The following is a 19,581-nucleotide window of genomic DNA, read 5'->3' as shown; positions in this document are numbered from 1 at the left end:
ATGGTAAAAGGCAAACAGTTTTTTTTAGCATGCTTTATTATTTTTGCATTTACCGGTTATAAGTGTACTACTGCCCAAAACCTTGATGTCGATATCTTAAAAAGCATTAATCCGAGGCACCCAACTTCGCTTTACTGGCGTAATACAAGTAATTCTGCCTATTATGCTATCGGTGCCGCTTCATTTGGTACATTAATATATGGTTTGGCGAGTAATGACGACATTGCGAAGCGTAACGCTACAGAAACATTTATCTCTGTGGGTGCAAACGTACTGGTTACACACATGATAAAACTGGGTGTTAACCGCACACGTCCCGCCGATAAATATCCCAACGAAATATTTGTAAATACGCAAACACATAACCAGTCTTTTCCGTCCGGGCATACCAGTTTAGCTTTCGCAACTGCTACAACACTTTCTCTGCAGTACAAGAAGTGGTATGTCACCGTACCCGCCTTTGCATGGGCCTCATCTGTCGGTTATTCCCGGATGTATCTTGGCAAGCATTATCCAAGTGATGTACTGGCCGGAGCTGTGGTTGGCATGGGTACCGCCTGGGCCGGACACTGGTTCAATAAAAAACTCTTTCAACAACGCTATCAGAATAAGAATACCCCAACCTATGATTAAAAAATTACCCCTGCTGCTCATTTTATTACTTGGCTACATCGCAGGTCATGCCCAGGATTCAGTACGTTACCGTGTTATTCTCATTGGCGATGCCGGTGAGATGGACACGCAACAAAGTGCGGTGTTAAAGCATGCTGCGAATAATATCATCAAAAATAAAACTTCGGTAATGTACCTTGGCGATAACATATATCCGCGTGGTATGGGCTTACCCGGCAGTCCCGAAGAAGAGGAAACCAAAAAAATATTGCAATCGCAATATCAGCCGATGCGGGCTAATGGCGCCCCGGTATATTTTATCCCGGGCAATCACGACTGGGATAAAATGGGGCCTCTTGGCCTTGCAAAAATAAAACGCCAGTGGCAATACCTTCACGACCAGCAGGACAGCCTTCTTAAAATGGTACCCGAAAATGGTTGTGCCGACCCTGTAGAGATAAACCTGACCGATAACCTCACCGTTATAGCATTTGACAGTGAGTGGTGGCTGTTCCCTTTCAACAAAGACAATCCGGGTGTGGAGTGCGAATGCAAAACCAAAGATGACATTATTGAAAAAATGCAGGATATATTGGACAGAAACCGTAATAAAGTAATTCTGCTGGCCTCGCATCATCCATTCCAGAGCTATGGGACACATGGCGGGTATTTTTCATTTAAGGATCATTTATTCCCCTTAACCGCCGTAAACCATAGTTTGTACATTCCTTTGCCTGTAATTGGTTCTTTGTACCCTGTTTTAAGGTCAACATTTGATAACCCCGAAGATCTTGGACACCCGCTTTACAAAGACATGATCAAAAGGGTAGATGGTGTTTTTGCAGGCTTTCCTAATATGATCCATGTAGCGGGACACGAGCATGGGCTTCAGTTTATAAAAGACAAACAAGTACAAGTTGTAAGCGGAGCAGGGGCAAAGCATACTTATGCCATAAAAGGTAAACATTCATTATTTGCTGATGCTACCCAAGGTTACGTAACAGCCGATATATTAACCGATAACAGCATGCGCTTTACTTACTATATTGACAGTGAAACAGGCGTAAAACAAGCATTTACCTATACACAGCCATATACGCCTGTACAAACCCAGGCCGACGTGGCTCATCAACCGATAGCTGCCGATAGTGTTATAGTTAAAGTACATCCTTCATATAATGATAAAAGCGGATTTCACAGATTGTTATTTGGCGAAAACTACCGCAAAGAATGGGCAGCCGATACCAAATTACCGGTGATCAAAATATCGCAGATACATGGCGGCTTAACACCAATTAAGGAGGGCGGTGGTTTCCAGACACAGTCGCTGCGTTTGGCCGATAAGTCAGGCAAAGAATGGGTAATGCGGAGCGTTGAGAAAAGCCCGGAGCGTATTTTGCCGCCCGAGTTCCAGGAAACTTTTGCTAAAGACTGGGTAAACGACGCAATGAGTGCGCAGCACCCGTTTTCGGCCCTAATTGTTCCACCATTGGCCGATGCCGCACATGTTCCGCATGCTAACCCAATAATTGGAGTTGTTTCGCCCGATGAAAACCTGGGTAAATACAATAAGATTTTTAATAACAAGGTAGTATTACTGGAAGAAAGAGAACCGTTAGGGAAATCGGCCAACACCACTAAAATGATCGAGGACCTGATAAAGGATAATGACAATGCTGTAAATGGGCCAGAATTTTTGCGCGCCCGATTACTCGACCTGTTAATTGGCGATTGGGACAGGCACAGCGACCAATGGCGTTGGAAAAATAATAAAACCGACAAAGGCGACTCCTATACCGCCGTTCCCCGCGACCGCGACCAGGTGATTTATACCAACCAGGGTATTTTCCCAACTATCGCGGCCCAGCCCTGGCTTGCACCAAACCTGCAGGGTTTTAACGGAGAAATATATGATGTGAGATATTCTTTATGGAAAACCATGTTCATGGCACGTTTTCCGGCTATGCAGTATAACTATGATGAGTATATGAAAACCGTAAACGACTTTGTAGCTGCCGAAACCGATGAGGTTTTAGAAGCTGGTTTAAGGCGATTACCGCAATCATCATATAAATTAAGGCACGATGTATTGCTAAGGCAGTTAAAGGAGCGCAGGGCCAATATACCGGCTGCCATGTCATATTACTATAAGTTTATTAATGAGATTGTCGACATACATACTTCTAATAAAGATGAGTTGGTAAACATTAAAGATATACCAGGCAATGGCCTAAATGTTACTATCAACAAGATCAGTAAGAACGGTAATATTAAGGATACCTTAATGAATACCAATTACAGTCCGGATATTACCAAAGAGATCAGGCTGTACGTAGCTGGTGGTGATGATAAAGTAATTTTAAATAATGCCACATCACCTATTAAATTGAGGTTTATCGATAGTACAGGGCATAAGGATTATAACATCATTAAATCCAAAAACACGGTTCAGTTATATGACAGGGGCAAAAAACTAAGTCTTACAGGCGATACTTCCAATGTACGTAAGCATATATCGGCAGACAGTGTTAATACCTCGTACCTGAGGGTTAATTTACTAAGTACAACCATGCCGCTGGCTAACATTGAAATAAACCCCGATGAAGGTGTTTTACTTGGCGCAGGTTTTAAATACACGCATCAGAAAGGATTTCGCAAGCTGCCTTATAACGATGTGCAAACCGTGTTTTTAAGTCATTCGTTTTCTACCAAGGCTTTTAAGTTTAGATATGATGGTGAGTGGATACAGGCAGTTGGCAATGCAAATTTACTAATGCAACTGCAGGTAAACTTCCCCGGAAACCTCAACTTTTTTGGCCGCGGTAACGAAACAGCCTTTAATAAAGTGGGCGATTATAAAACCTTTTATCGCACCAGGTTCAACACTATACAATTTGATCCGGCTTTAAGCTGGAATAATAAAACCGGGACGGTATTAACCGTTGGCCCATCATTCCAGTACTATAGTCTTGACGTTAAGGACAATGCAGGACGTTTAATTACAAATCCATTACTAACAAATGCCGATGATAGTTATACCTTTGACAAGCGAAAATTATTTGCCGGTATTATTGTAAACTTTACCAGCGATAAGCGTAATAATAAAGTTCTCCCGGCGTGGGGCAGCTATGTAAATGTTAAACTACAGGGTTATACAGGTTTAAATTCATACTCAACAACTTTTACACAGCTTATTCCACAAGCGGCATTGTATAAAAGTTTAAATACCAAAGGTACCATTGTACTGGCCGAAAGAGTGGGTGGCGGTATCACAGTTGGTAAAACACCTTTTTATCAATCCTTATTTTTAGGCGGGCAGGATAATTTATTAGGTTATAGGTTATACCGGTTTGCCGGGCAGTATAGTTTATACAATAACCTTGAACTGCGTATAAAACTGGCCGATTTTGCCAGTTACATAGTTCCGGGTCAAATAGGCATATTAGGCTTTTACGATGTTGGCCGTGTTTGGGAAAAAGGCGAACATTCTGATAAATGGCATAACGGAACCGGTGGTGGCATTTATGTAGCGCCGGCAAGGCTCGCGGTTATAAAAATTGTCGCAGGGCACTCTGAAGAAGGATGGTACCCGTATCTTTCAACAGCTTTCAGGTTTTAATAGAGGGTAAATTTTATAACGACATGCATACCGAAGTTTTAGATATAAATAAAGGAGAATGTACTTATTGTTTGGTAGATACCTGCCTTTCATTTAATCCGTTCGTGGAGCATTTACATGAACGTGTACGGACCGAAAAAACGCTCAAAAGCGAATTTTATAAGTATGTGTTAGATAAGTTTGAGCGTGATACCTGCATAGATTTGGATATGCATCCCGAAAATGCAGAAAATTATCGCGAAATGCTGGAATTGATTTACAGCATACTTACACCGCCTATTTTAAATGAAAAGGAATTCTTCTGGGCTTTAAGCACCCCCGTTCCCGATAAAATATTTTTCAGTACCGATGCTTTTTATGAGTTTCATACCAACCATCATTCAGGTTTACACGCGGTAAATATTGGTAAGGGCGAATTATTTAGCCAGCGGCAAAAAAGGTTTATTTATAACCTGATACTTGAACGCTTTTATGGATTTTCGACCGTAACAAAAAATGAGTTGCTATTTGCCTATACCGATCCGGAAAGTAATCTGTCACGTTATTATAATATCCAAACTAACAGCCAGTTTGTTAATATTAAGTTAAATGGCGAACTGCCCGAAATTAACTTTGATACCGTAGAACCTTATATCAATGATTATGAGGGCATTGAAAAACTTGAAGAGATGTTGCCGCTTTCTAACTTTAAGTTTGAGGGCTTTACGGTTATTACCCTTACCGATGTAACCCTGCCGCATGCACTTGAAAGCATCAGGAATGAGCTGGTTAACCATTCAAATAAAGAAAAGGAGCAGTATAGTCTTGTTCTCGAATCGCTGAAAATATTGTCAGAAAACCCGGCTATTGAATTTGGGTTATTACCTTTTTTAACGGTTAACAATAAGCTGATATTTGACACCAATGAGTGTTCGCAAAGCGTACTTATATCCTCTGCAAAAGAGTTTAGCCTGGCCGAGGAAACTTTTTATGCCATAACCGAAGATTATAAGCAAAACCCGAGGCCCGTATTTTTCAGGTCACTTACAGACGAAAAGGTTTTAAAACATCCTTTCCTCAATGTCTTAAAGCAATCAGGCATCAAATCGTATGGTATTTTCCCGGTTTACTATAATAAAAAAATGGCCGGCATCATGGAGGTTTACTCTTATGAAGAAATATTGCTTTACGAAAAACTATTGTCAAAGCTACAGACAGCTATTCCATTGATTGCACAATTGCTGCAAAATAGTATCGACCAGTTTGCCGCCCGAATAGAATCTGTTATAAAGGATAAATTCACCTCACTGCAACCGTCAGTGCAATGGAAATTTAACGAGGTAGCCTGGAACTATCTGAAAAAAGGAAGTAAAAAGAAAAAGAACCAGGATATTGAAACTATTGTTTTCGATAATGTTTACCCACTGTTTGGAGCCGTTGATATCCGTAACTCTACCATCGAACGTAATAGCGCTTTGCAGGAAGACTTAAAGGCCCTGCTTACCATTATCATGGAAACTTTAACCGTATTAAAGGGGCATATACATTTACCCCTTATAGACAGGTTAATATACAAGTGCGAAGAATGGTTTGAAAAGGTAAATGGGTTTATTACCACTAATGATGAGTTGATGCTCGATACTTTCCTGCATGATGAGGTGAACCCTTTTTTAAACCATTTCAGACAAAATTATCCTGACGAACGGGTGATCATTGACCGGTATTTTGATGCGCTGGAAGAGGAAAACGGCTTGTCATTCGCCAACCGCCGTAACCTGGAAACTTCAATGCAGTTGGTTAATACATCTATCAACCATTATCTTGAACAAGTACAAGAAGATGTACAAGAGTCGTTTCCTTGTTATTTTGAAAAATTCCGTACCGATGGGGTGGAATATGATATTTACATAGGGCAATCCATAGCCCCCGACAAGGTATTTGATGTGCTATATTTAAAGAACATACGTTTATGGCAACTGAAGTCGATGGCTGAAATTGCAAAGATAACTTATGGATTAGCCGATCAGCTTTCAAGGCCGCTACAAACAACGCAGCTCATATTTATACATTCAAACCCTATTGATATCAGCTTTCGTAACGATGAAAGGCGCTTTGATGTGGAAGGCGCTTACAACATCAGGTATGAAGTTGTAAAAAAACGTATCGATAAGGTTTTAATTGCAGGAACCGTTGAACGGTTAACACAACCCGGAAAAATAGCCATGGTGTATTTTAATCAGCCGGAAGCGGCAGAATATCAGGAATATATAAAATATCTGCAAGAGCAAAATATACTTACCGACGATCTGGAGTTTCTTGAACTGGAAGAATTGCAGGGTGTTACCGGTTTAAAGGCCTTAAGGGTTGGTGTTAATTACGAAATAGCTTTAGAAAAATAAAACTATTTTGTAATATGCGGTTATACTACTATTGCAGCATAACCATATCATGAAGCCCCGTAAAAATTTAGCCGGATTTTTATCCCCAATATTAGCGGGAGCTTTATTCTTGGTTACCGTTAGTGTAAAAGCCCAGGTAAAGGGTGATAGCATAAAACTGGCTATTGAACCTTCTTACAACAACGTAAGCAAAACTCACCGCTTTTTTCTTGGCGAAAACTACCGGCAGCTTTGGGCGACCCCGGTTAATTTCAGAATATTTCATATAGCTGCCGAAAAAGGCGGTTTAAAAATTCTGCAAAGAGGTGGGGGAAAGCAAACCAAATCATTGCGTTTACAAGATCCTACAGGGCAGCAATGGGTGTTAAGAACAATTCAGAAATATCCCGAATATGGTTTACCTGCCAACCTGAGGCCCACCGTTGCAAAAGATATTTTACAGGACCAGGTATCGGCGGCTCATCCTTTTTCGGCGCTAACCGTACCGCCGATGGCCGAGGCATTAGGCATACCACATTCAAACCCCGAACTGGTATATGTGCCGGATGATGCCGCGTTGGGTGAGTATCGAAAGGATTTTGCCAACCAGGTTTTTCTATTTGAAGAACGTGAGCCTTTGGATGCTGATAAAACAGACAATACCGAAAAAGTACAGCGCAAGCTTCAGGACGATAACGATAACAGGGTTGATGAAAAGATTGTTTTAAGGGCACGCCTGCTCGATATGCTTTTAGGCGATTGGGACAGGCACGAGGATCAATGGCGATGGGAAAAGATTGACGGCAAACATGAAACTATTTATGAGCCCGTGCCGCGCGACCGTGACCAGGTTTATTATAAAACATCAGGCGTGTTGCCATGGATTGTGGCGCATCAATGGCTCAAGTCAAAATTCCAGGGTTATAGCGGCGAAATAAGGGACATTAAAGGCTGGAATTTTAATGCCCGCTACTTTGACCGTTATTTTTTAAACCAGCTTAGTGAAGACGATTGGAAGGAGCAGATTGCCTATGTACAATCAAAGCTAACTGATGAGTTGATCAATAAAGCGGTAAAGCGTATGCCTGATAGCATTTACCAACTTTCGGGTCGCGAGATCGTGAATAAAATGATATCGCGCAGAAACATATTGGCTCAGCAGGCATTGGAATATTACCGGTTTATATCGCGTGAGGTGGAAATACCGGCTAGCGATAAAACAGATAAGTTTAGTATCAATAACGAAGCAGGGGGTAATTTAACTGTAACAGTTAACAAGATAAAAAAAGATGGTAGTATCGATAAGGTAACTTATCAGCGTACATTTCAGCCCGGTGTAACAAAGGAAGTTAGATTGTACGGTTTTGCAGGAGAGGATGTGTTTTCGGTTAGCGGTAATGAACCGTCGCCAATAAAAATACGTATGGTGGGCGGTGATGGTGTAGACAGTTTTTATGTGGACAATAACCTGCATAACAAACGCAATTTATATGTGTATGACCGGTCTGATCAGCAAAATAAGTTACCGTTATCATCGCAGGCAAAAAACAAAACTTCTACAGATACCGCTGTAAACAGCTATAACAAAACCAGCTATAAGTTTGACAGGTTTGAACCCATAATTTTAGCCAACTATAGCACCGATATAGGTATTTTGCTTATTGGTGGCTTCTCATACGAAAAACATGGTTTCAGAAAAGAACCCTACGCTTTCAGGGAGGAGTTTTTAGCCAATTATTCCATTGAACGAAAATCGTTACTACTCAGCTATGTTGCCGAATGGAAAAAGGCCATAGGTAATAATGATTTGGGTATTAATATTTTGTCGCGCGGCCCGCACAATTTTAGCAATTTCTTTGGGATAGGTAATAACACTGTTTATGAAAACGAGGGCAACCGCAAAATATCTTATTTCCGCAACCGCTACGATTATGTTACCGCCGATGTTTCCCTGCACCACACTTATGGTAACTGGAGAATAAGCACGGGTATAGCAGGGCAGTTTTATAACAGCCAGGCTTCGAATAATACGACACGTTTCTTAAATGATTATGACAAAACCCATCCCGCTGAAAGCGTGTTTGGCACTAAGGTCTATGGTGGTTTAACGGCCAATGCGTTGCTTGATACCCGCAACAAATTGATTATACCCACAAAGGGCGTTTTATGGACGACTACCGCAAGCGGTTTCAGCGGCGGTGGCTCAGGCAGCCACAATACTTACGGACAGATCCTGTCAGAATTCAGTTTTTACTTAAACCCTGATCGGGATTCGGTGCTGGTAATAGCAAATCGCACGGGCTTAGGTACTACTGTTGGCAATGCCACTTATTTTCAGCTTATGAAACTGGGTGGGGCGCAAAACTTCAGGGGATTTCATACCAACCGGTTTACCGGCAGAACTATCGCCTATAACAATCTGGAATTGCGGCTCAAGGTGCTTGATTTTAGCTCATACCTGCTCCCCGGCTCACTGGGCATCATTGGGTTTAATGATGTGGGCAGGGTATGGGTACCCGGCGAATCATCAAGTCAATGGCATGATGGTTATGGCGGGGGGATATACCTGATACCGGCACAATTAGTTTTAATTGAAGGTGTGGTTGGTTTCTCTAAAGAAGGTGCTCTACCTTATATAACTGTTGGTTTCAGATTTTAGGGGAGTTACCTCCCCAATAATACGCGTCATTACGAGGCATAAAGCAGTGGTCAATCGTCCTTTCTCTTTTATCACTCTTCCATCACAACAACAAAATATCTATCTGGTGGGCATGAACCATATTAACAACCGGCGACCACGCGAAAACCGTAAAACGGCCATCCTGAGAAGCCACCAATGCTATGGCATCCTGCTGGTCAAATACAAATTGCGCAGCTGCCAGATGCCTTGTCCCGCCATTTTGCGCAGGGTGGATTATCTTGGTTGAACAACCTACCACAGGTTCGGTAACAACAATTTCTTCAATCCTGGCGCTTTTTGACGAACGGCCTATTTTGGCGCCGAAGGCCAGTAGTTCGTGCTTGTCGTTAATAACAGTTGCACCGTCAATTGAGGTTAAGCCACCAATGGTATCAACAGCCCTGCGCAGCTTCTCCTGCCAGGAGGTATGGTATTTCTCAATACCCTCATGTATCATCAAGTCAGTAAGGCCCGAAAAAGCCGGAGAAACCGGGTAGGATATGGGCGTAATGATTGATTCTCTCCATTCTTCATTATCAGAAGGTACAACCAGTAAAATGCCGCCGCGTTTATGGGCTTGCATTGACGCTGCCAGTTGCACCAGCACATTTACGGGATCGTTCCATAAGGATGGAAGCGTAAAGTCGAGCATAGATGTCAAAATAGTAGGGCAATCAGAAAGCGTGGAGCCCTGCTCATCAACTACTTTTATATCGTCGCCCTTTAAAATGGCAATATTTACAAATTTGCCAAATCCATCAACCCGGCGGTGTTTTATGACCAACAAACCTGGTTCTATCACCTCCAGCACAAAACAATAGGCAGGTATGGCCAGGGTGGTTCCCCATACATAAAGCTCGCCATCCTCTATCCATACACCCAAATGTATGCCAGGCTGTTGAACGGCCGAAGCAAATTTTGTCAGGATATTAGGTGCAAGCGGTATTTTATGACCAAATAATAAAGGCTGTCCGGCGCTTTCAGGGGGCAGGAAAGCCAGGGTAAACTTTGGCGAATATCCTTCCTCACGGCGTAGGCTGGCCCAAAAAGCAATATCTATTATACTTTCAATAGTACTTATATCGGGAGTAGGGGCAGCAAGATCGGCGTCATTCTCATTGCTAACCATAGAGTGAAAATGTTTAAAATGCCGTTCTATTGATGGAGCTACAACCCGTGCAGCTTTATATGTAGGTTCGGAAGTCGTACTGCTGGTTTTCATTTTTTAATAAGCAGGTTTAAGGTACAAGATACCTTATTAATTTTATTTATGTTCTCAAAAATAATGCTTATTAACTACGGGCACAAACAAACGGCTCAAAATTGCAATTGCCGGATAATTCTGATTTCACTTATAAACTTTAAGGGATATTAATCATATTAATAAATAGATTACTTTAAAGTAGCGGCTTTTACACTTGTAAATTATACCTACTTTTGCGCTTTAAAGTAAGTATGGATCAGGTAACAGCTCCCGGGAAATTGAAATTACGACTTGCCTGCGGAGTATTCTTTTTTACTTCGGGGTTTGGATATTCGTCTTGGGCTTCACGCATACCATCAATACAACAGCAATTACATTTAAATGAGGGGCAGTTAGGCGCGGTACTATTTGCTTTGCCCATAGGTCTCATGCTTACCATTCCTATTACAGCCAAAATGTTAAAGCATTTTAGCAGCCGGAGTATTATGCTTGTGGGTGCTATTGCTTTCAACTTGTTATTGTGTTTGCCTGGTTTTACTACTTATATATGGCAGTTGGTCATATTGCTGTTTTTCTTTGGATCTGCCCGAAATATATTTAACCTATCAGTAAACGCGCAGGCTGTAGGGGTACAGTCCTTTTATGATAAGTCTATCATGGTTACTTTTCATGGTATATGGAGTATGGCCGGGTTCGCGGGAGCTGCTTTGGGATATTTAATGGTATCATTTAATGTTCCGCCATCTTATCATTTAATGTTTGTGGGGCTTGCTATGATTGTTATTACGGCAATCTTTTACCCTCATGCCTATCATGAAAAACCGGTTAATACAGTTAATAAATCTGTTTTTTCGCTACCTGACAAGCACCTGCTGAAGTTCTCATTGATTTGTTTCGCCTCCATGGCCTGCGAAAATACGATGTATGACTGGAGCGGTATCTATTTTCAAAAGGTACTCCATGCTTCAAAACCTGCTTCAACAGCGGCCTTTGTTGTTTATATGGTGGCTATGACTATTGGCCGGTTTACGGGGGATAAACTCGTTGCTTCTGCCGGTATAAAAAAAGTTTTGAGTTTTAGCGGTATCCTGATCCTCACAGGATTGTTAGTTTCGGTTATATTACCCTACAGCTACATTGTTTATTCAGGTTATGCAATGGTGGGTATGGGGGTATCATGCGTGGTACCGTTAGTTTTCAGCATGGCCGGAAAATCACAAAGCATGAACACTGGTCAGGCGCTGGCTGCAATATCTACCGTGGGGTATTTGGGTTTCCTGATTATACCTCCGGCTGTGGGCTTTATAGCACAAGCGGCCGGTTTACGCTGGGCGTTTGGTATCATAGCTGGTTTCGGAGCGCTTATTATTTTAATGGTATCTAAAATGGAAAACGCGAAAACTACCATCGCTTCGCAAAGTTTGTAGAGCAATCTATAATAATACATTTTCGCTTGACATAAAATTCAGAATGTATCCATGCAAGGAATTACCCAACCGCAATAACGGTGTTGCCTTTTAAGTGCAGTTGCTTTAGGCGCAGATCATGAAATTGTAAAATCACGTGCAGATATTAAAGATAAGTGGATTAAGCAATAACTTGGCGCTCGAATCAAAATAATAAACCCAACATGGAAACTCAAAACGAAACAAGCATCGATATTTTTATTAAGGTTGCAACCTCTAACTGGGAGCTACAAAATACACGTTTAAATGGGCTATTAGACAAACTATCTGACGAACAATTGCTTACTCAAACAGCGCCCGATCGTAATACTGGACTTTACTTACTGGGACATCTTACAGCAGTGAGCGATGGCATGTTTACCTTTCTTGAACTGGGCGAAAGACTATACCCTGAATTTGATCATATATTTGTGAAAAATCCGGATATCGCAGGAATCGAAAAGCCTTCCATCGGAGAGGTCAAAGAAGCCTGGAACAGGGTGAATTCATCGCTTAAACAAAAGATGGAAGCCATGCAGCCGGCAGACTGGTTTGCGAAACACAGCGCAATTTCCGCGGAAGATTTTGAGAAAGAGCCGCATAGGAATAAGATCAACATATTGATTAACAGAACAAATCACCAAAGTTATCACATGGGTCAACTTATGTATTTAAAGCCTAAGGCATAAGTTTAAACATCATTTACCTGACATTCAGATGAAATGAATTTGACAAAGCGATGGTAAATAAATTTCAGATCCTTTATACTTTTGCCTAACGCTGTTAAATAAATTAACGAGTGTGAAAACCGGGGTGATAATTTTGATCCCGGTTATTTTTGAAAAATCATTTAACGCTGTTAAATAATTTAATCACATAAAAAAGTGGCAAGTAAAGAAAGAATACAACGCTTAAAAGACGAAACCAGGGCAAACATCCTGGACGCGTCTCTCCAGATTGTAAAAGAGGAGGGATGGCAGTCTTTAAGCATGCGTAAAATTGCCGATGTAATTGAATACACCGCGCCGATCATATACGAATATTTTGCCAATAAAGAGGCTATCCTGCTTGAACTTACCCGTAAAGGATATTTAATATTAGCGAGAGATCTGCATGAGGCCCGTGGTAAACATCGTCTTCCTGCGAAGCAGTTAGAAGCCATGTGGCTGGCATATTGGAACTTTGCTTTTGATAATAAGGAATTATACCAGCTTATGTTTGGTGTGGAAATGAACTGTTGCTGTGACCTTGTGGAAACCCTGCCAGAGTCAGAAAGTCCATACACTCAATTTAGCGAAGTAATAGTTGATTTAATGGATATAGAAAATCCAACCAAAGACATGATCTGTTTAAAGTATTACACTTTCTGGTCGGTTGTGCATGGCCTTATTTCTATTAATATTCTCAGAAGGGGCTATTCTGATGAAATGAATCGCCAGGTTTTAAAGGATGCCATTAGCGGTATAATCAGGTCTATCGAAAGAGAGAGGCAAAAAGTATAAATTTTTTGAAAAAATAAATAACACTGTTAAATAATTTAACAGTGTTAAATTAAAGTAAACATCTGCTAACATATATATAACACAATGGATATTAAATTTTACATATTGCTAATAAGAGGTATAAAGCAAAACAATACCGCAAAGCCTAATCAATCGAACAAAGAACGTTAGCTGCGCTAACAACACGAGAACACAACTCAATCAACATATATATACATCTACCAGCCTACGGGCTTTTAACCCTATCATTTATCATCATTAAAAATTAATTATTTATGAAAAGTCTCATTTTAGCGCTTGTCGCACTTTCATTATATGGTTGTTCTTCAGCGCCACAGGCACCACAGGCTCCGCCGCCGCCATCTTTGCCGGTAGCCGCAATTACATCTGCCACTCAAACAACTTACCAGGAATATCCAGCATCAATAGAAGGTACTGTTAATGTAGAGATACGCCCACAGGTAAGCGGTACTTTAGATAAAGTATTTGTTGACGAAGGCGCTTTTGTAAACGCAGGTCAGCCAATATTTAAAATTAACGAGCAACCATACCGTGCAGCTTTAAATAACGCGCTGGCAAATTTACACGCTGCTGAAGCTTCACAAATAAATGCACAGTTGGAAGTTGATAAACTTACTCCGCTTGTTCAAAACAAGGTTGTGTCTGATTATCAGTTAAAAACCGCAAAAGCAGCTTACCAGGTAGCAACAGCCAATATTGAATCGGCCAAAGCTAATGTTTCAACCGCGCAGATCAACCTGGGTTATACCTTGATCAAAGCCCCGGTTAGTGGTTACATTGGTCGTTTAGAAAAGAAACAAGGAAGTTTAGTTGGCCCGCAGGATGCTGCCTCACTTACTCAATTATCAGATGTACATGACGTACACGTTTATTTCGCTTTAGGCGAAAAGGACTTTGTAAACTTTAAAGAGCAATATCCTGGTCAAACCCTCACTGAGAAATTGAAACAATTGCCATCAGTATCATTATTGCTGGCAGATGGCACCGAATACACCAAACAAGGTAAAATAGATGTAATAGACGGTCAGTTTGATAAAAACACCGGCGCTATAACAGTAAGGGCAACTTTCGTTAACCCACAAGGTTTGTTACGTTCAGGTAACACCGGTAAAGTACGCTTGAGTCTTGAGCATAAAGATGCTTTGATAGTACCTGAATCAGCAACTGTTGATATGCAGGATAAAGTGTTTGTATTTACCGTTGGTGATAGCAGCAAGGTAAAAAAGGCCGCCATTACCATTGTTGGCAAAAACGGAGACAATTACCTGGTTAAAGACGGCGTAAAAGCAGGCGACCAGATTGTGTTAAGCGGTGTTGATAAATTACAAGAGGGTATGGTGATCCAACCTCAAAAGGCCACAGATAAAGTAGCCGCCGCTGTAACAAAAAACTAATACATACACTTAAACTTTAAAGTCATGTTTCAGAAATTTATAGAAAGACCGGTACTCTCAACTGTTATCTCCATATTATTGGTGATAGTTGGTGTGCTTGGTTTAACAAAATTGCCCTTAGAGCGGTTTCCGAATATCGCCCCCCCGTCGGTATTGGTTTCTGCTGTGTACCCGGGCGCAAATGCCGAGACTATTTTACGTTCCGTTACGCCTTCATTGGAAGAAGCGATTAACGGTGTGGAAAATATGACCTATATGACATCCACTGCCAGTAACGACGGTACATTGGGTATCACGGTTTACTTTCAACAAGGCACCAACCCGGATCAGGCAGCTGTGAACGTTCAAAACCGTGTTTCACAAGCAACAAGCCAGTTACCTGCAGAGGTTGTACAGTATGGTATAACCACTACCAAGCAGCAAAACAGCTTTATTGGTGCTATGGGTATTTACTCAGAAGATCCAAAAAAATACGACGCGATCTTTGTAAATAACTACGCACAGATCAATATCATTCCAGAAATCAAACGTATTCCGGGAGTGGGTTCTGCCAGTGTATTTGGTGGTATTAAGGATTACTCTATGCGTGTTTGGTTAAATCCGACTCAAATGGCAGCTTATAAAATTACGCCAGCCGAAGTAACCGCCGCTATACAGGATAAAAACTTAGAGGCTGCTCCAGGTAGATTGGGCGAGCGCAGTAATGAGGCATTTGAATACGTAATTAAATATAAAGGTAAATTAACTACACCAGAGGAGTATCAAAATATTGCTATCCGTGCAAATGCAGATGGTTCTGTATTACGTTTAAAAGATGTAGCACGTGTTGAACTGGGCGCTTATAGCTATAGTAGTGTGAACCGCTTAAACGGACATGAGGGTATTACTATTGGTATTATACAACTGGCAGGCTCAAACGCCAACGAAATCCAGATTGCCATTGATAAGCTGATGGTGAAATTATCAAAGGATTTCCCTGTAGGTATCAAATACAATCAGTTTTATCGTACCAAAACTGATCTTGATGAATCAATTGATCAGGTAGAGCATACATTGGTAGAAGCGTTCATCCTGGTATTTATCGTAGTGTTTATATTCCTGCAAGATTTCAGGTCAACCCTGATTCCGGCTATAGCGGTTCCGGTGGCTATTATCGGTACCTTCTTCTTTATGAACATTTTCGGCTTTTCCGTTAACCTGTTAACACTGTTTGCATTGGTGTTGGCCATCGGTATTGTGGTGGATGATGCCATTGTGGTGGTGGAAGCCGTGCATGCCAAAATGGAGCATGACCCGAGCCTAAGCCCAAAAGCGGCGACTACCGAAGCAATGCATGAAATTAGCGGTGCCATTATATCCATTACACTGGTTATGGCGGCGGTGTTTTTACCAGTTAGCTTCATGACGGGTTCAACGGGTATATTCTACAGACAGTTTGCGTTAACCATGTCTATAGCAATCATTATATCAGCTGTAAACGCGTTAACATTAAGTCCGGCATTGGCTGCCTTGTTCCTTAAAAACAAACATGCCGGAGGCGATCATGATAAACCCAAACAAAGTTTCACTCAGAAATTTTATGCAGGCTTTAATGGTGGGTTCGACTATATGACCAATAGATATGTTGGTGGCCTGAAATTTCTGATCCGCAATAAATGGATCAGTATGGGTGGACTTGTATTAATTGTTGTTGCTACAATTTTCCTGGTAAACAGAACAAAAACAGGTTTTATTCCTACAGAGGATCAGGGCTTTGTGGCTATCGCTGTTTCAACACCATCCGGAACTTCATTAGCCAATACAAGTAAAATAATTAACCAGGCCGAAAAAGAGTTGAAATCTATGCCATCAGCAAGATTTGTTATGGCGTTGTCTGGCTTTAACTTCTTAACACTATCCAACAGTCCATCAGCGGGTCAAATTTTCCTATTGTTAAAACCTAATAAAGACAGAGGTGCCGTTAAGAATATTGATGAGATACAGAATATAATAAGAGGGAAATTAGCCGGCATACCAAGCGGTACTTTCTTTGTGTTTAGTTTTCCAACTGTTCCTGGCTTTAGTAACGTAGAAGCCATGGACGTACAGTTACAGGACAAAACCAATGGCAGGTTGGATAAATTTAGCGGTGTAGCCAATAACTTTATCGGCAAACTAATGCAGAAACCAGCTATTGCCTTCGCCTTTACTTCCTATAAAGCAGATTATCCTCAGTTACAATTAGAAGTTGATGATGAAAAGGCTAATCAGTTAGGGGTAAATGTCAGAGACATCCTGTCAACTATGCAGGCTTACTTTGGTACTGAACAGGCATCGGACTTTAACCGTTTTGGTAAATACTACCGTGTGGTGGTTCAGGCTGATATTGCTGATAGAACAGATCCGGCAGCTATTGACCGCGTGTTTGTCAAAAACAAGGCAGGAGAAAGTGTACCGATCAATACCCTGGTTAAACTAACCCGTGTTTATGGGTCAGAAACTGCTTCACGTTATAACCTGTTTAACTCTATCGAGGTTCAGGCTATCCCTAAACCGGGCTATAGCTCAGGTGACGCTATTAAAGCCATAGAGGAAACTGCTAAAGAACAATTGCCAACTGGCTTTGCTTATGAGTTCTCCGGTCAAACACGCGAGGAAATTTCTTCAGGCGGGCAATCAGCTGTGATATTTATGCTTTGTTTGATATTTGTATATTTCTTATTATCAGCACAGTATGAAAGCTATATTTTGCCGTTGGCGGTAATACTTTCAATACCTACAGGTATATTCGGCGTGTTTGTGGTATTAGGTTTAACCGGTATCGAAAACAACATTTATGTGCAGGTAGCCTTGATCATGCTCATCGGTCTGTTAGCTAAAAATGCTATCCTTATTGTGGAGTTTGCGGTACAGCGGCGTAAACAAGGACTTAGTTTAGTTAACGCGGCCATTGAAGCAGCCAGGTTAAGGATAAGGCCAATTATCATGACATCACTTGCCTTCGTATTTGGTTTATTCCCGATGAGTATAGCCACAGGCCCATCTGCACAGGGTAACCACTCTATCAGTATCGGTGCAGCGGGAGGTATGGTGTCTGGGGTAATACTGGGCTTGTTCATCATCCCGGTTCTGTTCATAATATTCCAGGCGTTACAGGAAAAAGTTTCCGGTGTGCCTTTGGCCGTATTAAATGCCGGAAAAGACAACAACGGTGAGGGAGTTCATGCAACAGATCTTGAATTGGCAAAATAATTAATCAGGCATAGCTATTAATAATTTAAATAAAATGAAACGATATATAAATCCATATTCCTTTTTGATACTGCTTACGCTTGTTGTAAGTGCCTGTAAAGTATCAAAGGATGTGGCTACACCAAAACCCGAGTTACCTGTAGCATTCAGGAACTCGGCTACTACCGCCGATAGCAGCAGCATTGCTGATATACAGTGGAAAAGTTTTTTTACCGATGCCACTTTGCAAAAACTGATTGACAGCGCCATAGCTAAAAATTACGATATGCAGATAGCTGTTAAAAATATTGAGGCATCACAGCTCTTGTTTAAACAGGTAAAATGGAACTATGTACCGGAACTGAACCTGAACGTAACGGCCAATACCAACCGTCCGTCAGATAATAGCGTTACCGGTTTGAGCTTAACTCAATATAACATCGGCACCAAGCACATTGAGGATTATAATGCAAATCTGGGTTTAACCTGGGAAGCCGACATCTGGGGCAAGATCCGTAACCAGAGCCGTTCGGCGCTGGCGCAGTACCTGCAAACCAACGAAGCTAAAAAGGCTATCCAAACCAACATAGTAGCCGGTGTATCACAAGGTTATTACAACTTGCTGATGCTGGATGCACAATTGGATATAGCCCAGAAAAATGTGAAGCTGAATGACAGCACTTTACGTATTATTCGCCTGCAGTTTGATGCTGGTCAGGTTACGCAGTTGGCCGTACAGCAGGCCGAAGCTCAACAGCTTTCAGCAGCACAGCTGGTTCCCGGTTTTGAACGTGATATTGCGATTCAGGAAAACGCGATTAAAATTTTAACCGGTGCCCTGCCCGACAAAGTTGAGCGTACTGCCCGTTTAGATGAGTTAACCATTCCTGAAAATCTTTCAGCCGGTGTACCATCAACAATTGTAAGCCGCAGGCCCGATGTGAAAACCGCAGAGCTTGCTCTGAATGTTGCTAACGCCAACGTAGGAATAGCACAGGCTAACATGTACCCGTCATTAACTATTACCGCTACTGGTGGTTTAAATACCTTCAGGGCAAGTAACTGGTTTACTGTTCCGGCATCGTTATTTGGTACAGTGGCCGGCGCTTTAACTCAGCCATTGTTGCAGCACAGGAAATTAAAAACACAATATAAAGTGGCTCTGGTTGATCGTGAAAAAACAGTATTGCAATTCAGGCAATCAGTTTTAAATGCAGTAGGTGAGGTGTCTGATGCTTTGGTTCGTATAGAAAAACTGAAAACACAACAGTCTATCGTAGCTAACCGTGTAAGCACCCTACAAAAAGCTACCAGTAATGCTAACTTATTGTTCAGCAACGGTCAGGCTACTTACCTGGAAGTGATTACCGCGCAAAGCAATGTATTGCAAAGCGAACTTGATCTGGCAACTGTTAAAAACGCGCGTTTAAACGCCATGTCGGATTTGTACCGCTCATTAGGCGGCGGTTGGAAATAAAGATAACAATTCTAATTCCACACAAAGAGCGATCTTACTTCGGTAGGGTCGCTCTTTTGT

11 protein-coding genes are annotated in these 19,581 nt (G+C 41.5%); 10 read left to right on the top strand and 1 reads right to left on the bottom strand.

Annotated elements, in window-relative coordinates:
• From SNE25_RS18855 to SNE25_RS18840, 4 genes are read left to right on the top strand one after another with little or no spacing between them, the layout of a single operon-like run.
• On the top strand, positions 1-633 hold the full coding sequence (locus SNE25_RS18855) for a phosphatase PAP2 family protein (protein WP_321560547.1): 633 nt from the start codon (positions 1-3) through the stop codon (positions 631-633).
• The gene (locus SNE25_RS18850; protein ID WP_321560546.1) at positions 626-4,231 is read left to right on the top strand and encodes a BamA/TamA family outer membrane protein; all 3,606 of its coding nucleotides are present in this window, start codon (positions 626-628) and stop codon (positions 4,229-4,231) included. Before SNE25_RS18855 ends, SNE25_RS18850 begins: the two co-directional genes overlap by 8 nt.
• Complete coding sequence (locus SNE25_RS18845; RefSeq protein ID WP_321566272.1) at positions 4,195-6,609, top strand: GAF domain-containing protein; 2,415 nt, start codon at positions 4,195-4,197, stop codon at positions 6,607-6,609. The genes SNE25_RS18850 and SNE25_RS18845 overlap by 37 nt, the downstream gene beginning before the upstream one ends.
• A gap of 49 nt (positions 6,610-6,658) precedes the next feature.
• Positions 6,659-9,247 (top strand): hypothetical protein, encoded by a 2,589-nt coding sequence (locus tag SNE25_RS18840; protein WP_321560545.1) that lies wholly within the window; start codon positions 6,659-6,661, stop codon positions 9,245-9,247.
• An 82-nt stretch (positions 9,248-9,329) separates the two neighbouring features.
• Here SNE25_RS18840 and SNE25_RS18835 read toward each other — a convergent pair whose 3' ends face one another.
• Complete coding sequence (locus SNE25_RS18835) at positions 9,330-10,490, bottom strand: putative sensor domain DACNV-containing protein (RefSeq protein WP_321560544.1); 1,161 nt, start codon at positions 10,488-10,490, stop codon at positions 9,330-9,332.
• A 233-nt stretch (positions 10,491-10,723) separates the two neighbouring features.
• Between SNE25_RS18835 and SNE25_RS18830 the strand changes: the two genes are divergently transcribed.
• The 6 genes from SNE25_RS18830 to SNE25_RS18805 all read left to right on the top strand — a co-directional run bounded on the left by SNE25_RS18830 (position 10,724) and on the right by SNE25_RS18805 (position 19,521).
• Positions 10,724-11,899 carry an MFS transporter gene (locus SNE25_RS18830; protein WP_321560543.1) on the top strand — a complete coding sequence of 392 codons (1,176 nt, stop codon included), beginning with the start codon at positions 10,724-10,726 and terminating at the stop codon, positions 11,897-11,899.
• A gap of 203 nt (positions 11,900-12,102) precedes the next feature.
• A complete protein-coding gene (locus tag SNE25_RS18825; RefSeq protein ID WP_321560542.1) occupies positions 12,103-12,606 on the top strand; it encodes a DinB family protein in 504 nt (167 codons plus the stop codon).
• Positions 12,607-12,801: 195 nt separating this feature from the next.
• The gene (locus tag SNE25_RS18820) at positions 12,802-13,419 is read left to right on the top strand and encodes a TetR/AcrR family transcriptional regulator (protein WP_321560541.1); all 618 of its coding nucleotides are present in this window, start codon (positions 12,802-12,804) and stop codon (positions 13,417-13,419) included.
• 275 nt (positions 13,420-13,694) lie between these two features.
• Entirely contained in the window at positions 13,695-14,834 is a 1,140-nt protein-coding gene (locus SNE25_RS18815) for an efflux RND transporter periplasmic adaptor subunit (RefSeq protein ID WP_321560540.1), read from the top strand.
• Between the two features lie 24 nt (positions 14,835-14,858).
• Positions 14,859-18,065, top strand: a complete 3,207-nt coding sequence (locus SNE25_RS18810) for an efflux RND transporter permease subunit (protein WP_321560539.1) — start codon at positions 14,859-14,861, stop codon at positions 18,063-18,065.
• Between the two features lie 34 nt (positions 18,066-18,099).
• Entirely contained in the window at positions 18,100-19,521 is a 1,422-nt protein-coding gene (locus SNE25_RS18805) for a TolC family protein (protein ID WP_321560538.1), read from the top strand.
• Positions 19,522-19,581: the final 60 nt, after the last annotated feature.

The sequence above is a fragment of the Mucilaginibacter sabulilitoris genome (assembly GCF_034262375.1).
Lineage (GTDB): Bacteria > Bacteroidota > Bacteroidia > Sphingobacteriales > Sphingobacteriaceae > Mucilaginibacter > Mucilaginibacter sabulilitoris.
This window is presented reverse-complemented; position numbering and strand designations above follow the sequence as displayed.